At 70.5% G+C, this 17846-nt stretch carries 14 protein-coding genes; 13 read left to right on the top strand and 1 reads right to left on the bottom strand.

Annotated elements, in window-relative coordinates; all coding sequences use genetic code 11:
- Positions 1–32 precede the first annotated feature (32 nt).
- From obgE to OHA98_RS31665, 10 genes are all read left to right on the top strand, one after another.
- The gene (obgE, locus tag OHA98_RS31710; protein ID WP_266930601.1) at positions 33–1469 is read left to right on the top strand and encodes a GTPase ObgE; all 1437 of its coding nucleotides are present in this window, start codon (positions 33–35) and stop codon (positions 1467–1469) included.
- A gap of 349 nt (positions 1470–1818) precedes the next feature.
- Positions 1819–3318 carry a bifunctional cytidylyltransferase/SDR family oxidoreductase gene (locus OHA98_RS31705; protein WP_266930600.1) on the top strand — a complete coding sequence of 500 codons (1500 nt, stop codon included), beginning with the start codon at positions 1819–1821 and terminating at the stop codon, positions 3316–3318.
- Between the two features lie 226 nt (positions 3319–3544).
- Entirely contained in the window at positions 3545–5602 is a 2058-nt protein-coding gene (locus tag OHA98_RS31700) for a hypothetical protein (RefSeq protein ID WP_266930599.1), read from the top strand.
- Between the two features lie 225 nt (positions 5603–5827).
- Positions 5828–7066 carry a glycosyltransferase family 2 protein gene (locus OHA98_RS31695; protein ID WP_266930597.1) on the top strand — a complete coding sequence of 413 codons (1239 nt, stop codon included), beginning with the start codon at positions 5828–5830 and terminating at the stop codon, positions 7064–7066.
- 267 nt (positions 7067–7333) lie between these two features.
- On the top strand, positions 7334–10084 hold the full coding sequence (locus tag OHA98_RS31690) for a CDP-glycerol glycerophosphotransferase family protein (protein WP_266930596.1): 2751 nt from the start codon (positions 7334–7336) through the stop codon (positions 10082–10084).
- A 214-nt stretch (positions 10085–10298) separates the two neighbouring features.
- The gene (gene proB, locus OHA98_RS31685; protein ID WP_266931003.1) at positions 10299–11417 is read left to right on the top strand and encodes a glutamate 5-kinase; all 1119 of its coding nucleotides are present in this window, start codon (positions 10299–10301) and stop codon (positions 11415–11417) included.
- 130 nt (positions 11418–11547) lie between these two features.
- On the top strand, positions 11548–12036 hold the full coding sequence (locus OHA98_RS31680; protein ID WP_266930595.1) for a hypothetical protein: 489 nt from the start codon (positions 11548–11550) through the stop codon (positions 12034–12036).
- Between the two features lie 80 nt (positions 12037–12116).
- Positions 12117–13400 carry a glutamate-5-semialdehyde dehydrogenase gene (locus tag OHA98_RS31675; protein ID WP_266930593.1) on the top strand — a complete coding sequence of 428 codons (1284 nt, stop codon included), beginning with the start codon at positions 12117–12119 and terminating at the stop codon, positions 13398–13400.
- Positions 13401–13667: 267 nt separating this feature from the next.
- Entirely contained in the window at positions 13668–14285 is a 618-nt protein-coding gene (locus tag OHA98_RS31670; RefSeq protein ID WP_266930592.1) for a hypothetical protein, read from the top strand.
- A gap of 217 nt (positions 14286–14502) precedes the next feature.
- Positions 14503–15633, top strand: a complete 1131-nt coding sequence (locus OHA98_RS31665) for a hypothetical protein (protein WP_266930590.1) — start codon at positions 14503–14505, stop codon at positions 15631–15633.
- Here OHA98_RS31665 and OHA98_RS31660 read toward each other — a convergent pair.
- The gene (locus tag OHA98_RS31660; RefSeq protein WP_266930589.1) at positions 15566–16672 is read right to left on the bottom strand and encodes a M48 family metallopeptidase; all 1107 of its coding nucleotides are present in this window, start codon (positions 16670–16672) and stop codon (positions 15566–15568) included. The genes OHA98_RS31665 and OHA98_RS31660 overlap by 68 nt on opposite strands.
- Positions 16673–16783: 111 nt before the next feature.
- Here OHA98_RS31660 and OHA98_RS31655 point away from each other — a divergent pair, with 111 nt between their 5' ends.
- From OHA98_RS31655 to nadD, 3 genes are all read left to right on the top strand, one after another.
- Complete coding sequence (locus OHA98_RS31655; RefSeq protein ID WP_198953220.1) at positions 16784–16936, top strand: hypothetical protein; 153 nt, start codon at positions 16784–16786, stop codon at positions 16934–16936.
- An 84-nt stretch (positions 16937–17020) separates the two neighbouring features.
- Positions 17021–17182, top strand: a complete 162-nt coding sequence (locus OHA98_RS31650) for a hypothetical protein (protein ID WP_266930587.1) — start codon at positions 17021–17023, stop codon at positions 17180–17182.
- A 38-nt stretch (positions 17183–17220) separates the two neighbouring features.
- Complete coding sequence (gene nadD, locus OHA98_RS31645; RefSeq protein ID WP_266930586.1) at positions 17221–17838, top strand: nicotinate-nucleotide adenylyltransferase; 618 nt, start codon at positions 17221–17223, stop codon at positions 17836–17838.
- The last annotated feature ends 8 nt before the right edge of the window (positions 17839–17846 follow it).

The following is a 17846-nucleotide window of genomic DNA, read 5'->3' as shown; positions in this document are numbered from 1 at the left end:
GTATTTTTCCGCTGTACCTGGAGGCACCAACCATGACCACCTTCGTGGACCGCGTCGAGCTGCATGCCGCCGCGGGTAACGGAGGCCACGGCTGCGCCTCCGTCCACCGTGAGAAGTTCAAGCCGCTCGGCGGCCCCGACGGGGGCAACGGCGGGCGCGGCGGCGATGTGATCCTCGTCGTCGAGCAGGCCGTGACCACGCTGCTGGACTACCACCACAGCCCCCACCGCAAGGCCACCAACGGCCAGCCCGGTGCGGGCGACAACCGTTCCGGCAAGGACGGCCAGGACCTGGTCCTGCCCGTGCCCGACGGCACCGTCGTCCTCGACAAGGCGGGCAATGTGCTCGCCGACCTGGTCGGCCAGGGCACCACCTTCGTCGCCGGCCAGGGCGGCCGCGGCGGCCTCGGCAACGCGGCGCTCGCCTCCGCCCGCCGCAAGGCGCCCGGCTTCGCGCTGCTCGGTGAGCCGGGCGAGGACCGGGACATCGTCCTGGAGCTCAAGACCGTCGCCGACGTCGCACTCGTCGGCTACCCGAGCGCCGGCAAGTCCTCGCTGATCTCCGTGCTCTCCGCGGCGAAGCCGAAGATCGCGGACTACCCGTTCACCACCCTCGTGCCAAACCTCGGAGTGGTGACCGCCGGCGGGACCGTCTACACCATCGCGGACGTCCCCGGCCTCATCCCCGGAGCCAGCCAGGGCAAGGGGCTGGGCCTGGAGTTCCTGCGCCACGTCGAGCGCTGCTCGGTGCTGGTGCACGTGCTGGACACCGCCACGCTGGAGTCGGACCGCGACCCCGTCTCCGACCTCGACATCATCGAGGAGGAGCTGCGGCAGTACGGCGGTCTCGACGACCGGCCGCGCGTCATCGTCCTGAACAAGGTCGACATCCCCGACGGCCAGGACCTCGCCGACATGATCCGCCCGGAGCTGGAGGACCGCGGTTACCGCGTCTTCGAGGTCTCGGCCATCGCGCACAAGGGCCTCAAGGAGCTCTCGTACGCGCTCGCGGGCATCATCGCCGAGGCGCGCGCCGCCAAGCCGAAGGAAGAGGCGACCCGGGTCGTCATCCGCCCGAAGGCCGTCGACGACGCGGGCTTCACCGTGGCCGTGGACGACGAGGGCATCTACCGCGTGCGCGGCGAGAAGCCCGAGCGCTGGGTGCGGCAGACCGACTTCAACAACGACGAGGCCGTCGGCTACCTCGCGGACCGGCTCAACCGCCTCGGTGTCGAGGACGCCCTGATGAAGGCGGGCGCCCGGGCCGGCGACGGCGTCGCCATCGGCCCCGAGGAGAACGCGGTCGTCTTCGACTGGGAGCCGACCGTGACGGCCGGCGCCGAGATGCTGGGCCGCCGGGGCGAGGACCACCGCCTGGAGGAGCCGCGCCCCGCCGCGCAGCGCCGCCGGGACCGCACCGCCGAGCGGGACGACGCCCAGAAGGAATACGACGAGTTCGACCCCTTCTAAAGGAGAGGACGGCCCGCGTCCGCGTTCCGGGCGGGCCCGCCGCGCGTGACGCGTGCCGGGCCCGCCGGTCCGGCCGCCGCCGGACCCGCGCGGCTGCCCGCCCGGGGACGTACCGCACCGGAAAAATGCCTGGTGACGGCCGTTGCCCGTGCGGTAGATGTGCGGATTGCGCAACACCTCTGTGGATTCGGTCACCCCGCGTACCGGTCCGGCGGAACCCAATCTCCCTGGCCAGGCAGTGAACTGCGGGTTTCCGCACGGCATGCGGCGACCGACGTCCGCCTTGCGAGACGGTCACGGAGAGTGCGACCATCACACTGTTCCCCCGTCATAGCAAGGTAGGTCGTCTGTGTCTGTGCCGCATGAAGCCAAGCCCCGGACCACAGCAGTCGTGCTCGCCGGTGGTACCGGTCAGCGCGTGGGACTGTCGATCCCCAAGCAGCTGCTGAAGATCGCCGGCAAGGCAGTCATCGAGCACACGCTGACCATCTTCGAGAACGCCGACAGCATCGACGATGTGATCGTGCTGATGGCGCCCGGGTTCGTGCCCGACGTCGAGAAGATCGTCGCCAAGGCCGGACTGACCAAGGTCACCCGGATCATCGAGGGCGGCACCACCCGCAACGAGACCACCGAGCGCGCCATCGCGGCCCTCGGCGAGGGCCTTGCCGAGGGCGAGGACCGCAATGTCCTCTTCCACGACGCGGTCCGGCCACTGCTGTCACAGCGCGTCATCAAGGACTGTGTCGACGCGCTCGACCGCTACCAGGCCGTCGATGTCGCCATCCCCTCCGCCGACACGATCATCGTGACGCGTACCCACGGCGAGGACGGGGAGTTCATCACCGACGTCCCCGACCGGTCCCGGCTGCGCCGCGGGCAGACCCCGCAGGCCTTCAAGCTCTCGACGATCCGCAAGGCGTACCGGATCGCGGCGGGCGACCCCAACTTCCAGGCCACCGACGACTGTTCGGTGGTCCTCAAGTACCTCCCCGACGTACCGATCTACGTGGTCGCGGGCGACGAGTACAACATGAAGGTGACCCAGCCGGTCGACGTCTTCATCACCGACAAGCTCTTCCAGCTGGCCTCCACCGCCGCCCCGCGCCAGGCCGACGAGGCCGCCTACCGGGAGCTGCTCTCCGGCAAGACCCTGGTCGTCTTCGGCGGCTCGTACGGCATCGGCGCCGACATCGCCACGCTGGCCGAGCAGTACGGCGCGAAGGTCTACGCGCTGGGCCGCTCCACCACCGGTACGCACGTCGAGAACCCGGAACACGTCGATGACGCGCTCTCCAAGGCGTACGCCGAGACCGGCCGCGTCGACTACGTCATCAACACCGCGGGCGTGCTGCGCATCGGCAAGCTGGCCGAGACCGACAACACCACGATCCAGGAAGCGCTGAACGTCAACTACCTGGCGCCCGTCCAGATCGCCCGCGCCTCGTACAAGTATCTGGCGGAGACCCAGGGCCAGTTGCTGCTCTACACCTCCAGCAGCTACACCCGGGGCCGCGCCGAGTACAGCCTCTACTCCTCCACCAAGGCCGCCATGGTGAACCTCACCCAGGCGCTGGCCGACGAGTGGGCGGGCGAGGGCATCCGCGTCAACTGCGTCAATCCGGAACGGACCGCGACGCCGATGCGCACCAAGGCGTTCGGCCAGGAGCCCGCGGGCTCGCTGCTCTCCTCGGAGGCGGTGGCGCGCACCTCGCTGGACGTCCTCCTGTCCGAGCTGACCGGCCATGTCATCGACGTACGGCAGCAGGACCCGACGCGCGGTGCCGCCGAATCCTCCGGGTTCGAGCAGGCGCTGGCCTCGGTGCTTGATCGTCAAGAAGATGTGTAATAATTCTTGACAATTGTGATTTTTCGGGCCTCTGTGATCGCTTTGTGCGACCGCAGAGGCCCGAGTGCGTGAAGCCGCACCTTCACATTTCCCTCTATACGTGAATTAACCGGCACCCCCCTGGAGCAGGTTCTTCGTGATCTCGACAGCCATTCGCCTGGCCCGTGTGGGCAGCAGGTCGGAACTGGCGGCAGCATTGTTGATGGGGCTGGGATATCCCTGCGTCATGGTCGCCGCCCTTCTCCCCAACATCTGGTTCTTCGCGGCGGCCACCGCTGTCACGTACGTCACGGACTGGTACCTGCATCAGCGGGGGAGCTATCTGGTCAACCGGCTCGGCAAGGTGCGGGCCGGACTGCCCATCCGCTTCCTGCTCCGCCAGCTGATGCTCATCCTGCTGCTGGCCCGGCTGGACCTCGCGGAGGAGCCGCTGTTCTACACGGCGGTCGCCTGCTTCCTGGTCTTCTACGGACTCCAGGCCCCGCACGGCGCCCTGACGACACTGATCAAGCTGCGCCGCACCATGCCGGTCGTCACCCGCAATGTGGACCTGCACGCCGTCCGCATCCCCGACGCGCCGCCGAACACGCTGCTGCACCGTTCCGCCGAGAAGATGCTCCACCTGGACATCCCGGCCATGGCGGGCATACTGATCGCCGCCGAGACCGGCAGGGACATCGTCGGCTACGTCGGCGCCGGCATCACCCTGGTGCTGGCCGTCCTGTACAACGCGGTGCTCGTCCCGTACCTGCGCCGCGGCCGGCTGGTCCCGTCGGCCGCCGCCGTGCTCAAGGCCGTCGACACCTGGATGCGCGAGTACCAGCCCAGCGTCGTGCTCTACTTCTCCGGCTCGAACGAGTCGGCGTACCAGGGCAACATGTGGCTCGACACGATGGCGCAGGTCGAGGGACGCCCGCTGATCATCATGCGTGAGCGCAGCCTGGTGCCGCAGCTGGCCGAGACCGGCGTACCGGTGATCTGCATGCCCGCGGGCACCCACCTGATGAACCTGGACCTCTCCACCGTCCGGGTCTGCCTCTACCCCGCCAATGTCGGCAAGAACATCCACATGCTGCGGGTCCCGACCATGAAGCACGTCTTCATCGGGCACGGCGACAGCGACAAGCTGGCCAGCGTCAACCCGTACTCCAAGGTGTACGACGAGGTGTGGACCGCGGGCCGGGCCGGACGTGACCGGTACGCCCTGGCCGACGTGGGTATCCGCGACGAGGACATCGTCGAGGTCGGCCGCCCGCAGCTGGCGCCGATCAAGAGCTGGACCGGTACGACGAAGAACCCCGTCCCGACCGTGCTGTACGCCCCCACCTGGGAGGGCTGGGACGACAACCCGGGCAACACCTCTCTGCTGCTGGCCGGCGAGAACATCGTGCGGCGGCTGGTGGCCGCCGACCGGCCGGTCCGGATCATCTACAAGCCGCACCCCTTCACGGGCATCCGCAGCGCCAGGGCCAAGGCCGTCGACGCGCGGATCAAGGCCATGCTGGAGAAGGCCGCCGCCCAGCGCGCCGCCGAACCCCGCTGGGCGAAGGAGGCGGCCTCGGCCGCCGCCGGGCAGAGCGCGGCCAAGGCCGAGCTGACGCGGATCGAGGCCCGTCTCGCCGCGCTGACGGCGACCGGCCGCTCCGGCGGCGACGACGCCGAGGAGTCGCGGGTCTCGCTCGCCGACCCCGCCCGTGAGGCCGAGACGGCCGCCCTGCGGGCCGAGTGGAACGACGCCTACTGGCGTTCCTTCGGCTGGTGGGAGCACCGGACGGTGTCCGGCGCGCAGCCGAAGCTGTACGACTGCTTCAACGAGTCCGACGCGATGGTGTCGGACATCTCCAGCGTGGTCTCCGACTTCATCGCGAGCGGCAAGCCGTACGCGGTCACCGACTCCGCCGAGCTCGGTGCCGAGGAGTTCAAGCGGCAGAACACCGCCGTCCGGGCCGCCGTGATCCTCTCCAACGGTGCCGAGGAGATCGGCGAACTGCTGGCAGCGGTCACCGACCCGGCGGCGGACTCGCTGGCCGGAGCCCGCCGCGAGCTGAAGAGCTACCTCCTGGGTCCGGACGAGCCGACCTCCATGGAGCAGTTCAACGCCGCTGTGCGTGCCCTCGCCGCCAAGGCCGAGGCGCGCAACGCGGGCGTCGCGCAGCGCCTCGGTGAGCAGAGTGCGGCACTGCCCGACCGGGAGGCGGCCTCCAGCGGCGCCGGGACCGGCGAGGCGGAGGTTCTGGCCGAGGCCGGGACCACGGCGGACGCGGACGCGGTGGCCGGCCGCTGAGCGAGGCCTTCCCCGGCCCGCGGGCCAACCCCTGTTGAACAGCCGGCCAACGCCTGACCAACACCTGGCCAAACTGTCCGTGTCGGCCGAAAACGACGCAACCCCGGCAACGGCCCGTGCATCTCTCCCCCTGGAGGGATGCACGGGCCGTTCGGCATATTCATGCACATCAGGTGCGAGAGTCGGACAATTTTGCCTATATCGTGATCAAATCAACAGGTGCACATGGCCGAAATGCCGAACAGGACCAGCGAGCCCGATGTCAGCGTGATCATCGGTGCCTATGAAGCGATGCCCTACCTGATCCGCTGTCTGGAGTCCGTCGAAGCGCAGACGCTCGGCGCCGGGCGCATGGAGATCGTCGCCGTCGACGACGGTTCCACGGACGGTACGGGGGAGTATCTGGAGGAGTTCGCGGCCCGGACGGACATCCCCATGCGGGTGGTCCGGCAGCCGAACTCCGGCGGGCCCAGCGGGCCCCGTAACGTCGGCCTGGGGCTGGCCCGCGGCCGGTACGTCTTCTTCCTCGACGCCGACGACTACTTCGGCGAGGAGGCCCTGGAGCGCATGGTCGCGATGGGCGACCGGGCCGGTACGGACGTGGTCCTCGGCAAGGTCGTCGGCGTCAACCGGGGCGCGGCCAAGTCGATGTGGAAGGAGACCGTCGAGCACGCCGACCTGTACTCCTCCAACATCAAGTTCACCCTGAGCGCCCAGAAGCTGTTCCGGCGTGAGCTCCTCACCCGGCTCGGCATGACCTTCGACGAGGAGCTGAAGACCGGCGAGGACGCCCTCTTCACCATGGAGGCGTACCTGCGGGGCAGCGGTGTCTCGGTCGTCGCCGACTACACCTGCTACTACCTGGTGGGCCGTGACGACGGCAAGCACGTGACCAAGAGCGGCACCTACGTCCTGCGCTTCGACTCGGCCAGGGCGCTCATGAGACTCATCGCCGCCCATGTGCCCGCCGGGCCCCGGCGCGACGCCCTGATGGTCCGCCCGTTCGTCATCACACTGCTGCCGCAGTTCGGCCCGAAGATGCTGAAGCAGTCGGACGCGGTCCACCGGAAGAAGATGGCGCTCGCGGCCCCGCTGATGAAGGCCTACTGGACCCCCGGTCTGGCGCGCCGCCTCAAGGCCCAGGAGCGGCTCCGGCTGGTCTGCGTGGCGACCGGAAGGCTGGACCTGCTGCTCGACGTCCTGCGCTTCCTGCGGGCCAAGGAGGAGCCGGAACTCGTGCGCAGGACGGGCCCGGCCCGGCTGTACCTGGCGTATCCGCACTTCGGGGACGGTTCCGGACTGCCCGACGAGGCCTACGAGGTGACCGTGACCGAATGGGTCGGCGGCAGACGGATCGAGGCGCCGGAGCGGCGGCCCTCCGTGTCCTTCGCCCGGCGGGTGGTCCGCAAGGCCCGCAGGACGGTGCTGGCGGCACTGCGCGCACCACGGGCGCACCGCGCCTGACACCCGGCGCCCGGGGGGCCGTTCGGGCCCGGAACAGGCCCGGAACAGGCCCCGGAACGGACCTCGGGGCAGGGCCGGGGCGGCCCCCGGAACGGCCCCCGGAAATGACCCCGGGGCAGGGCCGGGACGGACCCGGGGGCGGGTCGATCCTGTGACTGGTGTCACGTCATACTGTGGGGCAACCATGAGACCGTTGTAGGCGTCTCATTTACGCCCCGTATTCCAGGGGTTCATCTCTGCACGTCCCCCCGGAAAGGCCCTCCCGCCGTGGCGTCCCTCGAAGCGATTCCCGAAGAGCTCAGCCGGCTCATGAAGTACTTCCCGGAGACCCCGGTCGAGGAGCGCCCCGCATTCCACAGCGCCGCCAAGGACTTCCTGGCACAGGCCGCCCCCAAGCTGGTCCGGAAGTTCTCGCCGATGGCCCGGGTCAAGTGGCACCTGGCGGCCAGCGGGCGCGGTGACGAGCTCGTGGGCCTGCTGCACTACGAGCGGGAGAACCCCGGCGCCTTCTCGGTACGGGGCCTGCGCCGGGCCCGCATCGAACTGCCCGGTGTGGAGAACTCCTCGCTGCCCGCCACGGTGCGCAACTTCAACCGCAGCGAGCTCCCCGTCCGCGGCAAGCTGCTGGACCTGGCCTGGAAGGACGGCAAGCTGGTCGTCCACGGGTACGCCTACATCCCCAACGTCCCCTCCGCGACGGGCAGGCGCTCGCTCCGCGTGGCCGTCCTGCGCCGCCAGGGCAGCCGCAGCACCCTGCCGCTGCGCGTGCGCACCGTCCTGGAACCCAAGGCCACCGCCGAGGCCAAGGGCGCCCTGCACAACTACGACTGGTCGGGCTTCGAGATCGGCATCGACCCGTCCCGCCTGCGCACCCGCGGCCAGTGGCAGCCGGGCACCTGGCGCCTGGGCATCGGCATCCCGCGCCCCGGCGGCATGTCCGTCGGCAGCGTGACCAAGAACAACGCGGGCGCCGCCGGACACAGCCAGGTCCATGTGCTCGACGACGGCGTACGGCTCGTCGCGGGCTTCGACCGCAACCGGCTCAAGCTCACGGTGGACGTCGTGCCCGCCGAGGTCGAGGCCCAGGAGGCGGACGCCGACACCCTCACCGTGACCCTGCGCTCCCGCGCCACGGGCAAGAAGCCCACCGCGCTGCGCATCGACCACGAGGCCACCGGATATGTGACCGACCTCCCGCTGGAGAAGGGCGCCACCGGTACCGACGGCTGGCTCCGCCACACCGCCCGGCTGTCCTTCGCGGACCTCCCGGTGGACGGGGTCACCCCCGGCCGCGCCAGGAAGTACCGCGCGCTGATCGTGTTCGCGGACGGCACCACGCGCCGCGCCACCATCGGCCGCAAGCCGGCCACCGGTGTCCACCCGCTGCCCGACGGCCTCGAATTCGCCGTCGTCACCGACGGCGCGGGCAACTTCACCCCGCAGCTGCGGTGCGTCCAGCCCGTCGTCGACGGCGTCGAGTGGTCGAGCGGCGGCGAACTGGTGCTGTCCGGCACCTACACCGGCCCCGCCGGGGCGATGAAGCTGATCCTGCGTCACACCGGCCGCAACGAGGACCGGCCGCTGGCGGCCGAGTTCGCGGACGGCCGCTTCACCGCCCGCGTCACACCGGACACCATGCCCGCGTACGAGGGCACGCTGCCCCTGCGCGCCGGGCGCTGGCTGCCCTTCCTGCGGGCCCGCACCGAGTGGGACCACACCCGCGACATCCCCGTCACGATCCGCCCCGACCTGGTCGGCACCCTGCCGCTGACGCATAGCGGCGCGCACCGCACGTACACCGTGGAGCGGCTCGACTTCGACCGGATCTTCGTGGAGTCCGGCGCGGTCCTCGCCCCCGAACTCCGCGGCGCCTACCGGCAGCGGCTGATGCGCGATGTGTACACCCCCGAGCAGCGCGAGCTGCCGCTGCGCGAGGCCGTGCTCTACAACAGCTTCGGCGGCAAGCAGTTCTCCGACTCGCCCCGCGCCGTCTACGAGGAGCTGGTGCGCCGGGGGACCGAGGTCGAGCACATCGCGATGGTCCACGACCAGCAGGTCGTCCTGCCGCCCGGCGTACGCGGCGTGGAGTGGGGCAGCAAGGAGTGGTACGAGGCGCTGGCGCGCAGCCGTTACGTCGTCACCAACGGCGGCATCCGCGAGTGGTTCGTCCGCCGCGAGGGCCAGGTCGTCGTCCAGACCTGGCACGGCACCCCGCTCAAGCGCATCGGCGCCGACCTGCTCGGCACCCCGAAGGCCAACCTGGCCTACATCGCGAGCCTGCCGCAGCGCTCCCGCCAGTACAGCCTGTTCATCACGCCCAACTCCTTCACCACCCCGATCATGACCAACTCCTTCCGGCTGGAGTGCGAGGTCCTGGAGGCGGGCTACCCGCGCAACGACGTCTTCCACGCCCCGGACCGGGTCAAGCGCGCGGCGGCGGTACGGGAGAAGCTCGGCATCCCCGCCGGCAAGAAGGTCGTCCTGTACGCCCCCACCTGGCGCGACGACCAACGCTACGGCGGACGCCGCTTCAAGCTGGACAACCAGATCGACGTCGACGCGGCCCGGCGGGAGCTCGGCGAGGACCATGTGCTGCTGTACCGCAAGCACCACAAGGTCCTCGACAGCATCCCCGGCGCCGGACAGGGCTTCGTCTGGGACGTCACGTACTACCCGGACATCGCCGACCTCTACCTGATCGCCGATGTGCTGATCACGGACTACTCCTCGGTGCTGTTCGACTTCGCCCACTCCGGGCGGCCGATGCTGTTCTTCACGTACGACCTGGAGCACTACCGCGACACCCTGCGCGGCTTCTACTTCGACTTCACCTCGCGCGCCCCGGGCCCGCTGATCAAGACCTCCGAGGACCTGGTCTCCGCGATCCGGAACATCGACGCCGTGACGGAGGAGTACAAGGAGAAGTACGCGCAGTTCCGTGTCGACTTCTGCGAGCCCTCCGACGGCCGGGCCGCGGCCCGGGTCGTCGACCGCATGCTGAGCGTCAACGACGGCTGACCCGGCTCGGACCGGCCGGTTCGCGCCGCCGGCCCCTGCCCCCGCGCCGCCCGTCCCTGTCCACCGGACGGAACGGGCGGCGCGGGGGGCCACCCCTCGCGTACTGTGCTGTGCCGGGGGCGGCCCCGGCACAGCGTCACGGCGGCCGCGGCCGGTCCGAGGATCCACCGGGCGAGCCAGAGCGAGGAAGCACGTGACAGCTGCAAGGCCGGGAGTGGCCGAAGCCCACCGGATCGTCGTCAAGGTCGGATCCTCCTCGCTCACCACGGCGGCCGGAGGACTGGACGCCGACCGGGTCGACGCACTCGTCGACGTACTGGCCAAGGTCAGGAGCGGCGGCGAACGGGAGATCGTCCTCGTCTCCAGCGGTGCCATCGCCGCCGGACTCGCCCCCCTCGGACTGGTCCGCAGGCCCAAGGACCTGGCCCGCCAGCAGGCCGCCGCGAGCGTGGGGCAGGGACTGCTCGTCGCCCGGTACACCGCCTCGTTCGCCCGCTACGGCGTACGCGTCGGCCAGGTGCTCCTCACCTCCGACGACACCAGCCGCCGTGCCCACTACCGCAACGCCTACCGCACCCTCGACCAGCTCCTGGACATGGGCGCCCTCCCCGTCGTCAACGAGAACGACACGGTGGCCACCGACGAGATCCGCTTCGGCGACAACGACCGGCTCGCCGCGCTCGTCGCCCATCTCGTCCACGCCGACCTGCTGGTCCTCCTCTCCGACGTGGACGGCCTGTACGACGGCGACCCCAGCACCCCGGGCACCTCCCGGATCGCCGAGGTCGGCGGCCCCGAGGACCTGGTGGGCGTCACGATCGGCAGCGCCGGAAAGGCGGGCGTCGGCACCGGCGGCATGGTGACCAAGGTCGAGGCCGCCCGGATCGCCACCGCCGCCGGCGTCCCGGTCGTCCTCACCTCCGCCAGCCGGGCCGCCGACGCCCTGGCGGGCCGCGACACCGGTACGTACTTCCACCCCACCGGGCGCCGCTCCGCCGACCGGCTGCTCTGGCTGGCCCACGCCTCGACCCCGCGGGGTGCGCTGACCCTCGACGACGGGGCCGTACGGGCCGTCGTCGAGCGCCGCACCTCGCTGCTGCCCGCCGGAATCTCCGCCGTGGAGGGCGAGTTCACCGCCGGTGACCCGGTGGAGCTGCGCGACCTGAGCGGCCGGCCCGTCGCCCGCGGCCTCGTCAATTTCGATGCCAAGGAAATCCCCCAACTGCTCGGACGCTCCACCCGGGATCTGGCCAGGGAACTGGGCCCCGCCTACGAACGCGAGGTCGTACACAGGGACGATCTGGTCGTTCTCGAACCCCGGCTCGCCCCCTGAAACGGCTGAAAGTCCAGCCTCGGGGCAGAGACCTTCACCAAAACCGCCCCAAGCCAGGCCTCGGACTGGTCAACTTTGTAGCGGGGACACCAGGGGTACAGCACGGCAACACATTCACAGGAGGCCGCCGGTGAGACGAGCGCGCCCGGGGGCGCCGCCCCGCGGAACGGGCAGCCGAGCCCTGACCAGCGTCGGAGCGGGGGCCGACTTCGACAGGAGCGTGGCCGCCGACCGCACCGCCGAGCAGGTACCGGTGACGGTGAAGGAGGAGCACACCCAGTCGAAGCTGTGGCACATCACGCTCTCCGTCTCGGGCACGGAGACGCCGCTGAAGGAGGTCAGACGTGGCCTGGAACAGCTGGCGCACGACCATCCCTTCCTGCTGACCAGCCGCTACGCCAACGACCACGCGGAGATCCGCTACTGGGAAGAGGCCCGCGATCTGCACGACGCGGCGGCGGTGGCCCTGCGGCTGTGGGGCGAGCACCGCTCCAGCGCCAAGCTGCCGCCCTGGGAGATCGTCGGGCTGGAAGTGATCGACCGGGAGACGTACCACCAGCGCATCGCCGAGGGCTACGGGCCGCCGCCCGCGGCCCCGGTCGGGGTGCACCCGTACTGACCGGACCACCCCTCGGGGCGGTTGTCTCGCATCACGGGATACGTGACGGATGCCCGCAGTGGGCGCACTACTCTGCGGGCATGACCACGCTTTCGCCGTACGACAACATGTCCCCGGTCGCGCAGGCCGCCTACCGGGCACGCGCCGCGGCCGCCGACATCGCGCCACTTCCGCGCTCCGCCAAGGACGACGCGCTGCTGGCGATCGCGGACGCGCTGGAGGTGCGCACGGGTGAGATCGTCGAGGCCAACGCCGAGGATGTCGCCCGTGCCCGCGAGGCCGGGACGAGCGAGGGAATCATCGACCGGCTCACCCTCACGCCCGAGCGGATCCGTGCCATCGCCGCCGACGTACGGGACGTGGTGGCGCTGCCCGACCCCGTGGGCGAGGTGGTGCGCGGTTCGACCCTGCCCAATGGCATCGACCTGCGCCAGGTCCGGGTGCCGCTCGGCGTGGTCGGGATCATCTACGAGGCCCGGCCCAATGTGACGGTGGACGCGGCGGCCCTGTGCCTGAAGTCCGGCAACGCGGTGCTGCTGCGCGGTTCGTCGTCCGCGTACGCCTCCAACACCGCGCTCGTACGGGTGCTGCGCGACGCGGTCGGCGGCTCGGGCCTCCCGGCCGACGCGGTGCAGCTGGTGCCGGGGGAGAGCCGCGACTCGGTACGCGAACTGATGCGGGCCCGCGGCCTGGTCGACGTCCTCATCCCGCGCGGGGGCGCCTCGCTGATCCGCACGGTCGTCGAGGAGTCCACGGTCCCGGTCATCGAGACCGGCACCGGCAACTGCCACGTCTACGTCGACGCCTCGACGGACCTGGACATGGCCGTCGACATCCTGGTCAACTCCAAGGCGCAGCGCCCCAGCGTCTGCAACTCGGCCGAGACACTGCTGGTCCACCAGGACATCGCCGCCGAGTTCCTGCCGCTCGCCCTGGACGCGCTGGCCGGGGCGGGAGTGACCGTGCACGCGGACGAGCGGGTGCTCGCCCACGCGGAGGGCTCCAAGGCAACGGTGGTGGCGGCGACGGCGGAGGACTGGGAGACCGAGTACCTCTCGTACGACATCGCGGCAGCGGTCGTGGATTCGCTGGACGCGGCCGTGGCGCACATCAGGCTCTGGTCCTCGGGTCACACCGAGGCGATCGTGACCACCTCGCAGGCCGCGGCCCGCCGCTTCACCCAACTGGTCGACTCGACGACGGTCGCGGTGAACGCGTCCACGCGCTTCACGGACGGCGGACAGTTCGGATTCGGTGCCGAGATCGGGATCTCCACGCAGAAGCTGCATGCCCGCGGCCCGATGGGGCTGCCGGAGCTGACATCGACGAAGTACATCGTCACGGGCGACGGCCACATCAGGTAGCCGCCCGGAGGCCGCAGAGGCCCCGGCGGCTCCCGGAGGCCCCAGAAGCCCGGGAGCTCGCGGGCCCCGGGGGCTTCGCGGGTCCTGGGCCCCGGGGCCCCAGGGCGTCAGGGCTCGTGCGGACGCGTCACCCGGGCGGGCGCACGAGCGGCATTCCGCCGGGCCCCGTGATTCTGCGGGCGTCCGGTGGGGCGGACGGGGTGGACGGGGCGGGTGAGTTTGCGGTGATCCCTGCCCAAACCGCCCCACCGGGGCTACGCTGAAGCTGTGCCGGACGACGTGGGGGGCAAGCCGTTCCCGGACGGCTGGGAGCCCGACGACGACCGCGGGGGCGCGGACGAGGACTTCGCCGCCGTGGTGTTCGACGAGGACTTCGTACGGGCCGCACCGGTCCATGAACCCACCGCGGTCGAGAGACTGCTCGCCGCCGCACAGGCACGTGCCGAGGCCGAAGCGGCCCGCTCACGCCGCGGCGTCGGCCCCATGGACGACGACCTCTACGACGACTACGGCCGGGACGGCGCGTACGGCCGCGGGAGGGCGTACGAGGACCCGCTGGACCCCGACTACGGCGACTCGGCCGACAGGGGCCCCTACGGGCGCCACGGAGGCTCCCTGCGCCCGTACCGGGGCGCCGCACGCTGGCACCGCCCGGTGGCCTGGCTGCTCGCCCTGGTCATGGGCATCGGCATGGTCGCGCTGGCCTTCACCGCCGTCTACCGCGGCTCCTCGCCCGGCCGGGGCGAACCGCTCCCGCCGCCGGTGACCAGCGGCGTGGACAAGCCCGGTGCCGCCGAACCGGGGTCCGGGAGGCCCGGTGCCGCTCCCTCCGCCTCGGCCGACTCCTCCCGTCCGGCGGTCTCCGCGGTACCGCGCACCCCCTGAACCGGCTCCCGCGGGGCCTTCACGCGTCGGCTCACCCGTTCGCCCCACCGTCTCCCGGCCAGTTGCCCCCCGCCTCCGCGTTTACGTCCGGGCCGATCGACCTACCCTGAAGATATGGCCCCTCTTCCGAGGGGGCTTCTCACTGCCGTACGCCTCCAGGCCGAAGCAGACCGTTGCACACCGATCTCGGCCGGTGGTGTGGAGATCGGGAGAAGTCATGACAGGCCGCGGAGATCCACCGGAAGGCCCGCCCGAGAATCCCGCGGGCGGCGAGGACGAGTACCGCTCCCTCGTCTTCGACGAATCGTTCGTCCGCGCTGCCCGGCTGCAGGAGTTCTCCGCCCAGGAACGGATGGGCGAGCACGCCCGCGCGGTCCGCTCCCTCCCTCCCGGACACCCTTCCCGCCCTTCCCGGAGCGGCTCCAGGGCCGCCATAGCCCTCGTCGTGCTCATCGCCCTGGCCTTCTCCCTGGCCGTCTACATCGGGTTCCGCCATCCGTACCCCCAGCCCGCCGCCCGGCGCGCCGAAACCCTGCGGTCCACCGTGGTCCCCCTCGCGCCCCGGGGCACCGTGCCGGGCGGCACCCCCGAACGCCTCTACGCGACAAGCCCCGCCGCGGAATACCCGACGGGTGCCGAGGGCATCAACTTCCCCGCGGTGCGGCGGACGCAGAACTTCTCGGACAGCCAGGTGACGGCTGCCCTGGCCACGGCCAAGGACTACCTGGTGGAGTCCTCGCTCAACCCCGACGTCCTGGGCGGTCACGCCCTGCGCCCCGTCGAGCAGCTGCTCGACCCCGACCAGACGGCCCAGTTCGAGCGGAGCATGAAGGCCCCCGCCGACGACGGACAGCACGCCGCGACCGGCTGGCTGGTGCGCTTCGACCCGGCGGACGCGGAGCTGGCGGACCCGCAGGTCCGGGTCCGGGGCACCCTCTCCTACGCCGAGGCGGAAGGCGGCACCCTGGAAGTCGTCTCGGACCACACCTTCACGTACACCCTGCGCTCCGCCGCCGGGGGATCCCACGAGACGGGCGACGCCTCCCTGTTCACCGTGCGGCGCGAGCTGCACTTCCGGTTCGACCGGGAGGACCTGCGGCTGCACCGGACGGAGCTGCGCGAGGCCTATGTGCAGGCCGGGCCGCAGTCCTGCTCGGCGGACACCGCGGGGGCGCTGCGTCCGCTGCTCGCCGGGGAACGGACGGACGACCGCGGACCGGCGGGTACCGACCCGTACACCTCGGGCCGGCCCACGGGGGCGCTGTGCGGGACGCTGGCGATCAGCTCCCCGCCGTCGCCGGCCCCTCCTCAGGGTCCTGAGGGCGGCCGGACCCCTCGGACCCCTTAGCGGGACCGCCGCCGCTGCCTCCGCCGGTGAACTTGTCGCGCAGCTTGCCGCCCAGGTCTCCCGCACCACCGGCGATGTCGCCGACGAGCTTCATCAGCGGGTCCTTGCTGGTGCGCACCGTTTCGGCGTAGTGCGAGGCGGACTCCCTGAACGAGTCCGTCACCGAGGTGTCCTTGTCCTCGTCGCGCCGCGGGTAGTGGCCGTCCATGATCCGCTGGTAGTCGCGGGTCTCCGACCACTTCTTCAGTTCGGCGGCCCGCACCGTGGTGAACGGGTGCGTCCGGGGCAGCACATTGAGGATCTTGAGCACGGAGTCGCGCAGGTCGCCGCCCTTCTCGTACTCGTCGGCCTGTGCGAGGAAGGCATCCACGTTCATCTCGTGCAGGTGATTGCCACCGGCGATCTTCATCAGACCCCGCATCGAGGCCTTGAGGTCCTGACCGACCAGCAGCCCGGCCCGGTCCGCGGACAGCTCGGACTTGCGGAACCACTCGCGCAGCGCCGTCACGATCGCCATGATCGCGACATTGCCGAGCGGAATCCAGGCCACCTTCAGCGCCAGGTTGGTGAGGAAGAGCAATATCGTGCGGTACACCGCGTGCCCCGAGAGGGCGTGGCCCACCTCGTGGCCCACCACCGCCCGCATCTCCTCCTCGTCGAGCAGCTCCACCAGACCCGTCGTCACCACGATGATCGGCTCGTCGAGCCCGATACACATGGCATTGGGCTGAGGGTCCTGGTTGACGTACATCGGCGGGACCTTCTCCAGGTCCAGGATGTAACAGGCGTCCCTCAGCATGTCGTTGAGGTGGGTGAACTGCGCGTCGCTCACCCGGACGGAGTCGGACAGGAAGAGGAGTCGCAGACTGCGCTCCGGAAGCAGCCCGCTCAGGGCCTTGAACACGGTGTCGAAACCGCTCAGCTTGCGCAGGGCGACCAGCGCCGAACGGTCCGCCGGGTGTTCGTACGCCCGGGAGGAGATTCCCGGGAATCGCGTGCGCTGCCTGCTCGGCACGTTCTCGTGACTGCTGTCGGTCATGGATGGCCCCCTGTTCGTACGAGACGTTGCCCGTCCCCCTGACAAATCCCAGCGTATGTGCTGGCGCTACGGTGTGCGGGGGGCTGTGGATAACTTTGAGGAGCGCCCGAAATGCCGCACACCGTCGCACTGCTCGCCGCCGCATCCGAGGAGCAGGGGCCGGGCAACACCCTTCGGATCGTGCTGCTCGTCTCGATCGTCGGAGCGGCCCTGCTCGCCTGGTTCCTGCTGCGCGGATACCGCAACGACGACAACAACGACTGAGTCGGCGTGAGCGTGCCCGGGGCGCCCGCATACGATGTGCCCGACGTCTTCCTTCCGACTCCCGATCGATAGGTCCTGCTGAAGATGAGCCTCACGAGCACCGCACACCAGCTGGTCACTCTCGCCTCCGAGGGGGGCGAGGGCGGCAACCACGAAAGCCTCAACCCCTACCTGACCGGTGGTGGCGCCCTCTTCGCGCTGCTGTTCCTGCTGTGGGTCACCACCCGCTTCAACCGCGACCGCTGAGGCGGGGGCGTACAACCGTGCCAGTAGGCTCTGCACGCATGGGAGAGCAGGAAGTGCCTACCGGCCGCGTCAAGCGCCGACTCGGCGTGATGGGCGGGACGTTTGACCCGATTCATCATGGACACCTGGTGGCGGCCAGCGAAGTGGCCGCCCAGTTCCATCTCGACGAGGTCATCTTCGTCCCCACCGGGCAGCCGTGGCAGAAGAGCCACAAGCAGGTCTCCCCGGCCGAGGACCGCTATCTGATGACGGTCATCGCCACGGCGTCCAACCCGCAGTTCTCGGTCAGCCGCAGTGACATCGACCGTGGCGGACCGACATACACGATCGATACGCTGCGGGACCTGCGCGAGGTCCATGGCGACGCGGACCTCTTCTTCATCACCGGCGCCGACGCGTTGTCCCAGATCCTCACCTGGCGGGACGCGGAGGAGCTGTTCTCGCTCTCCCACTTCATCGGTGTGACCCGGCCGGGTCACGTGCTCACGGATGACGGACTGCCCAAGGGAGGAGTCTCCCTCGTGGAGGTTCCGGCACTGGCGATCTCGTCCACCGACTGCCGCGGGAGGGTCGCGCAGGGGGATCCGGTCTGGTACTTGGTGCCGGACGGTGTGGTCCGCTACATCGACAAGCGCCAGCTGTACCGCGGCGAATGAGCCACGGA

It is taken from the genome of Streptomyces sp. NBC_00654 (genome assembly GCF_026341775.1).
Lineage (GTDB): Bacteria > Actinomycetota > Actinomycetes > Streptomycetales > Streptomycetaceae > Streptomyces.
The sequence above is the reverse complement of the archived record's forward strand: the minus strand, read 5'-3'. Positions and strand labels throughout refer to the sequence as shown.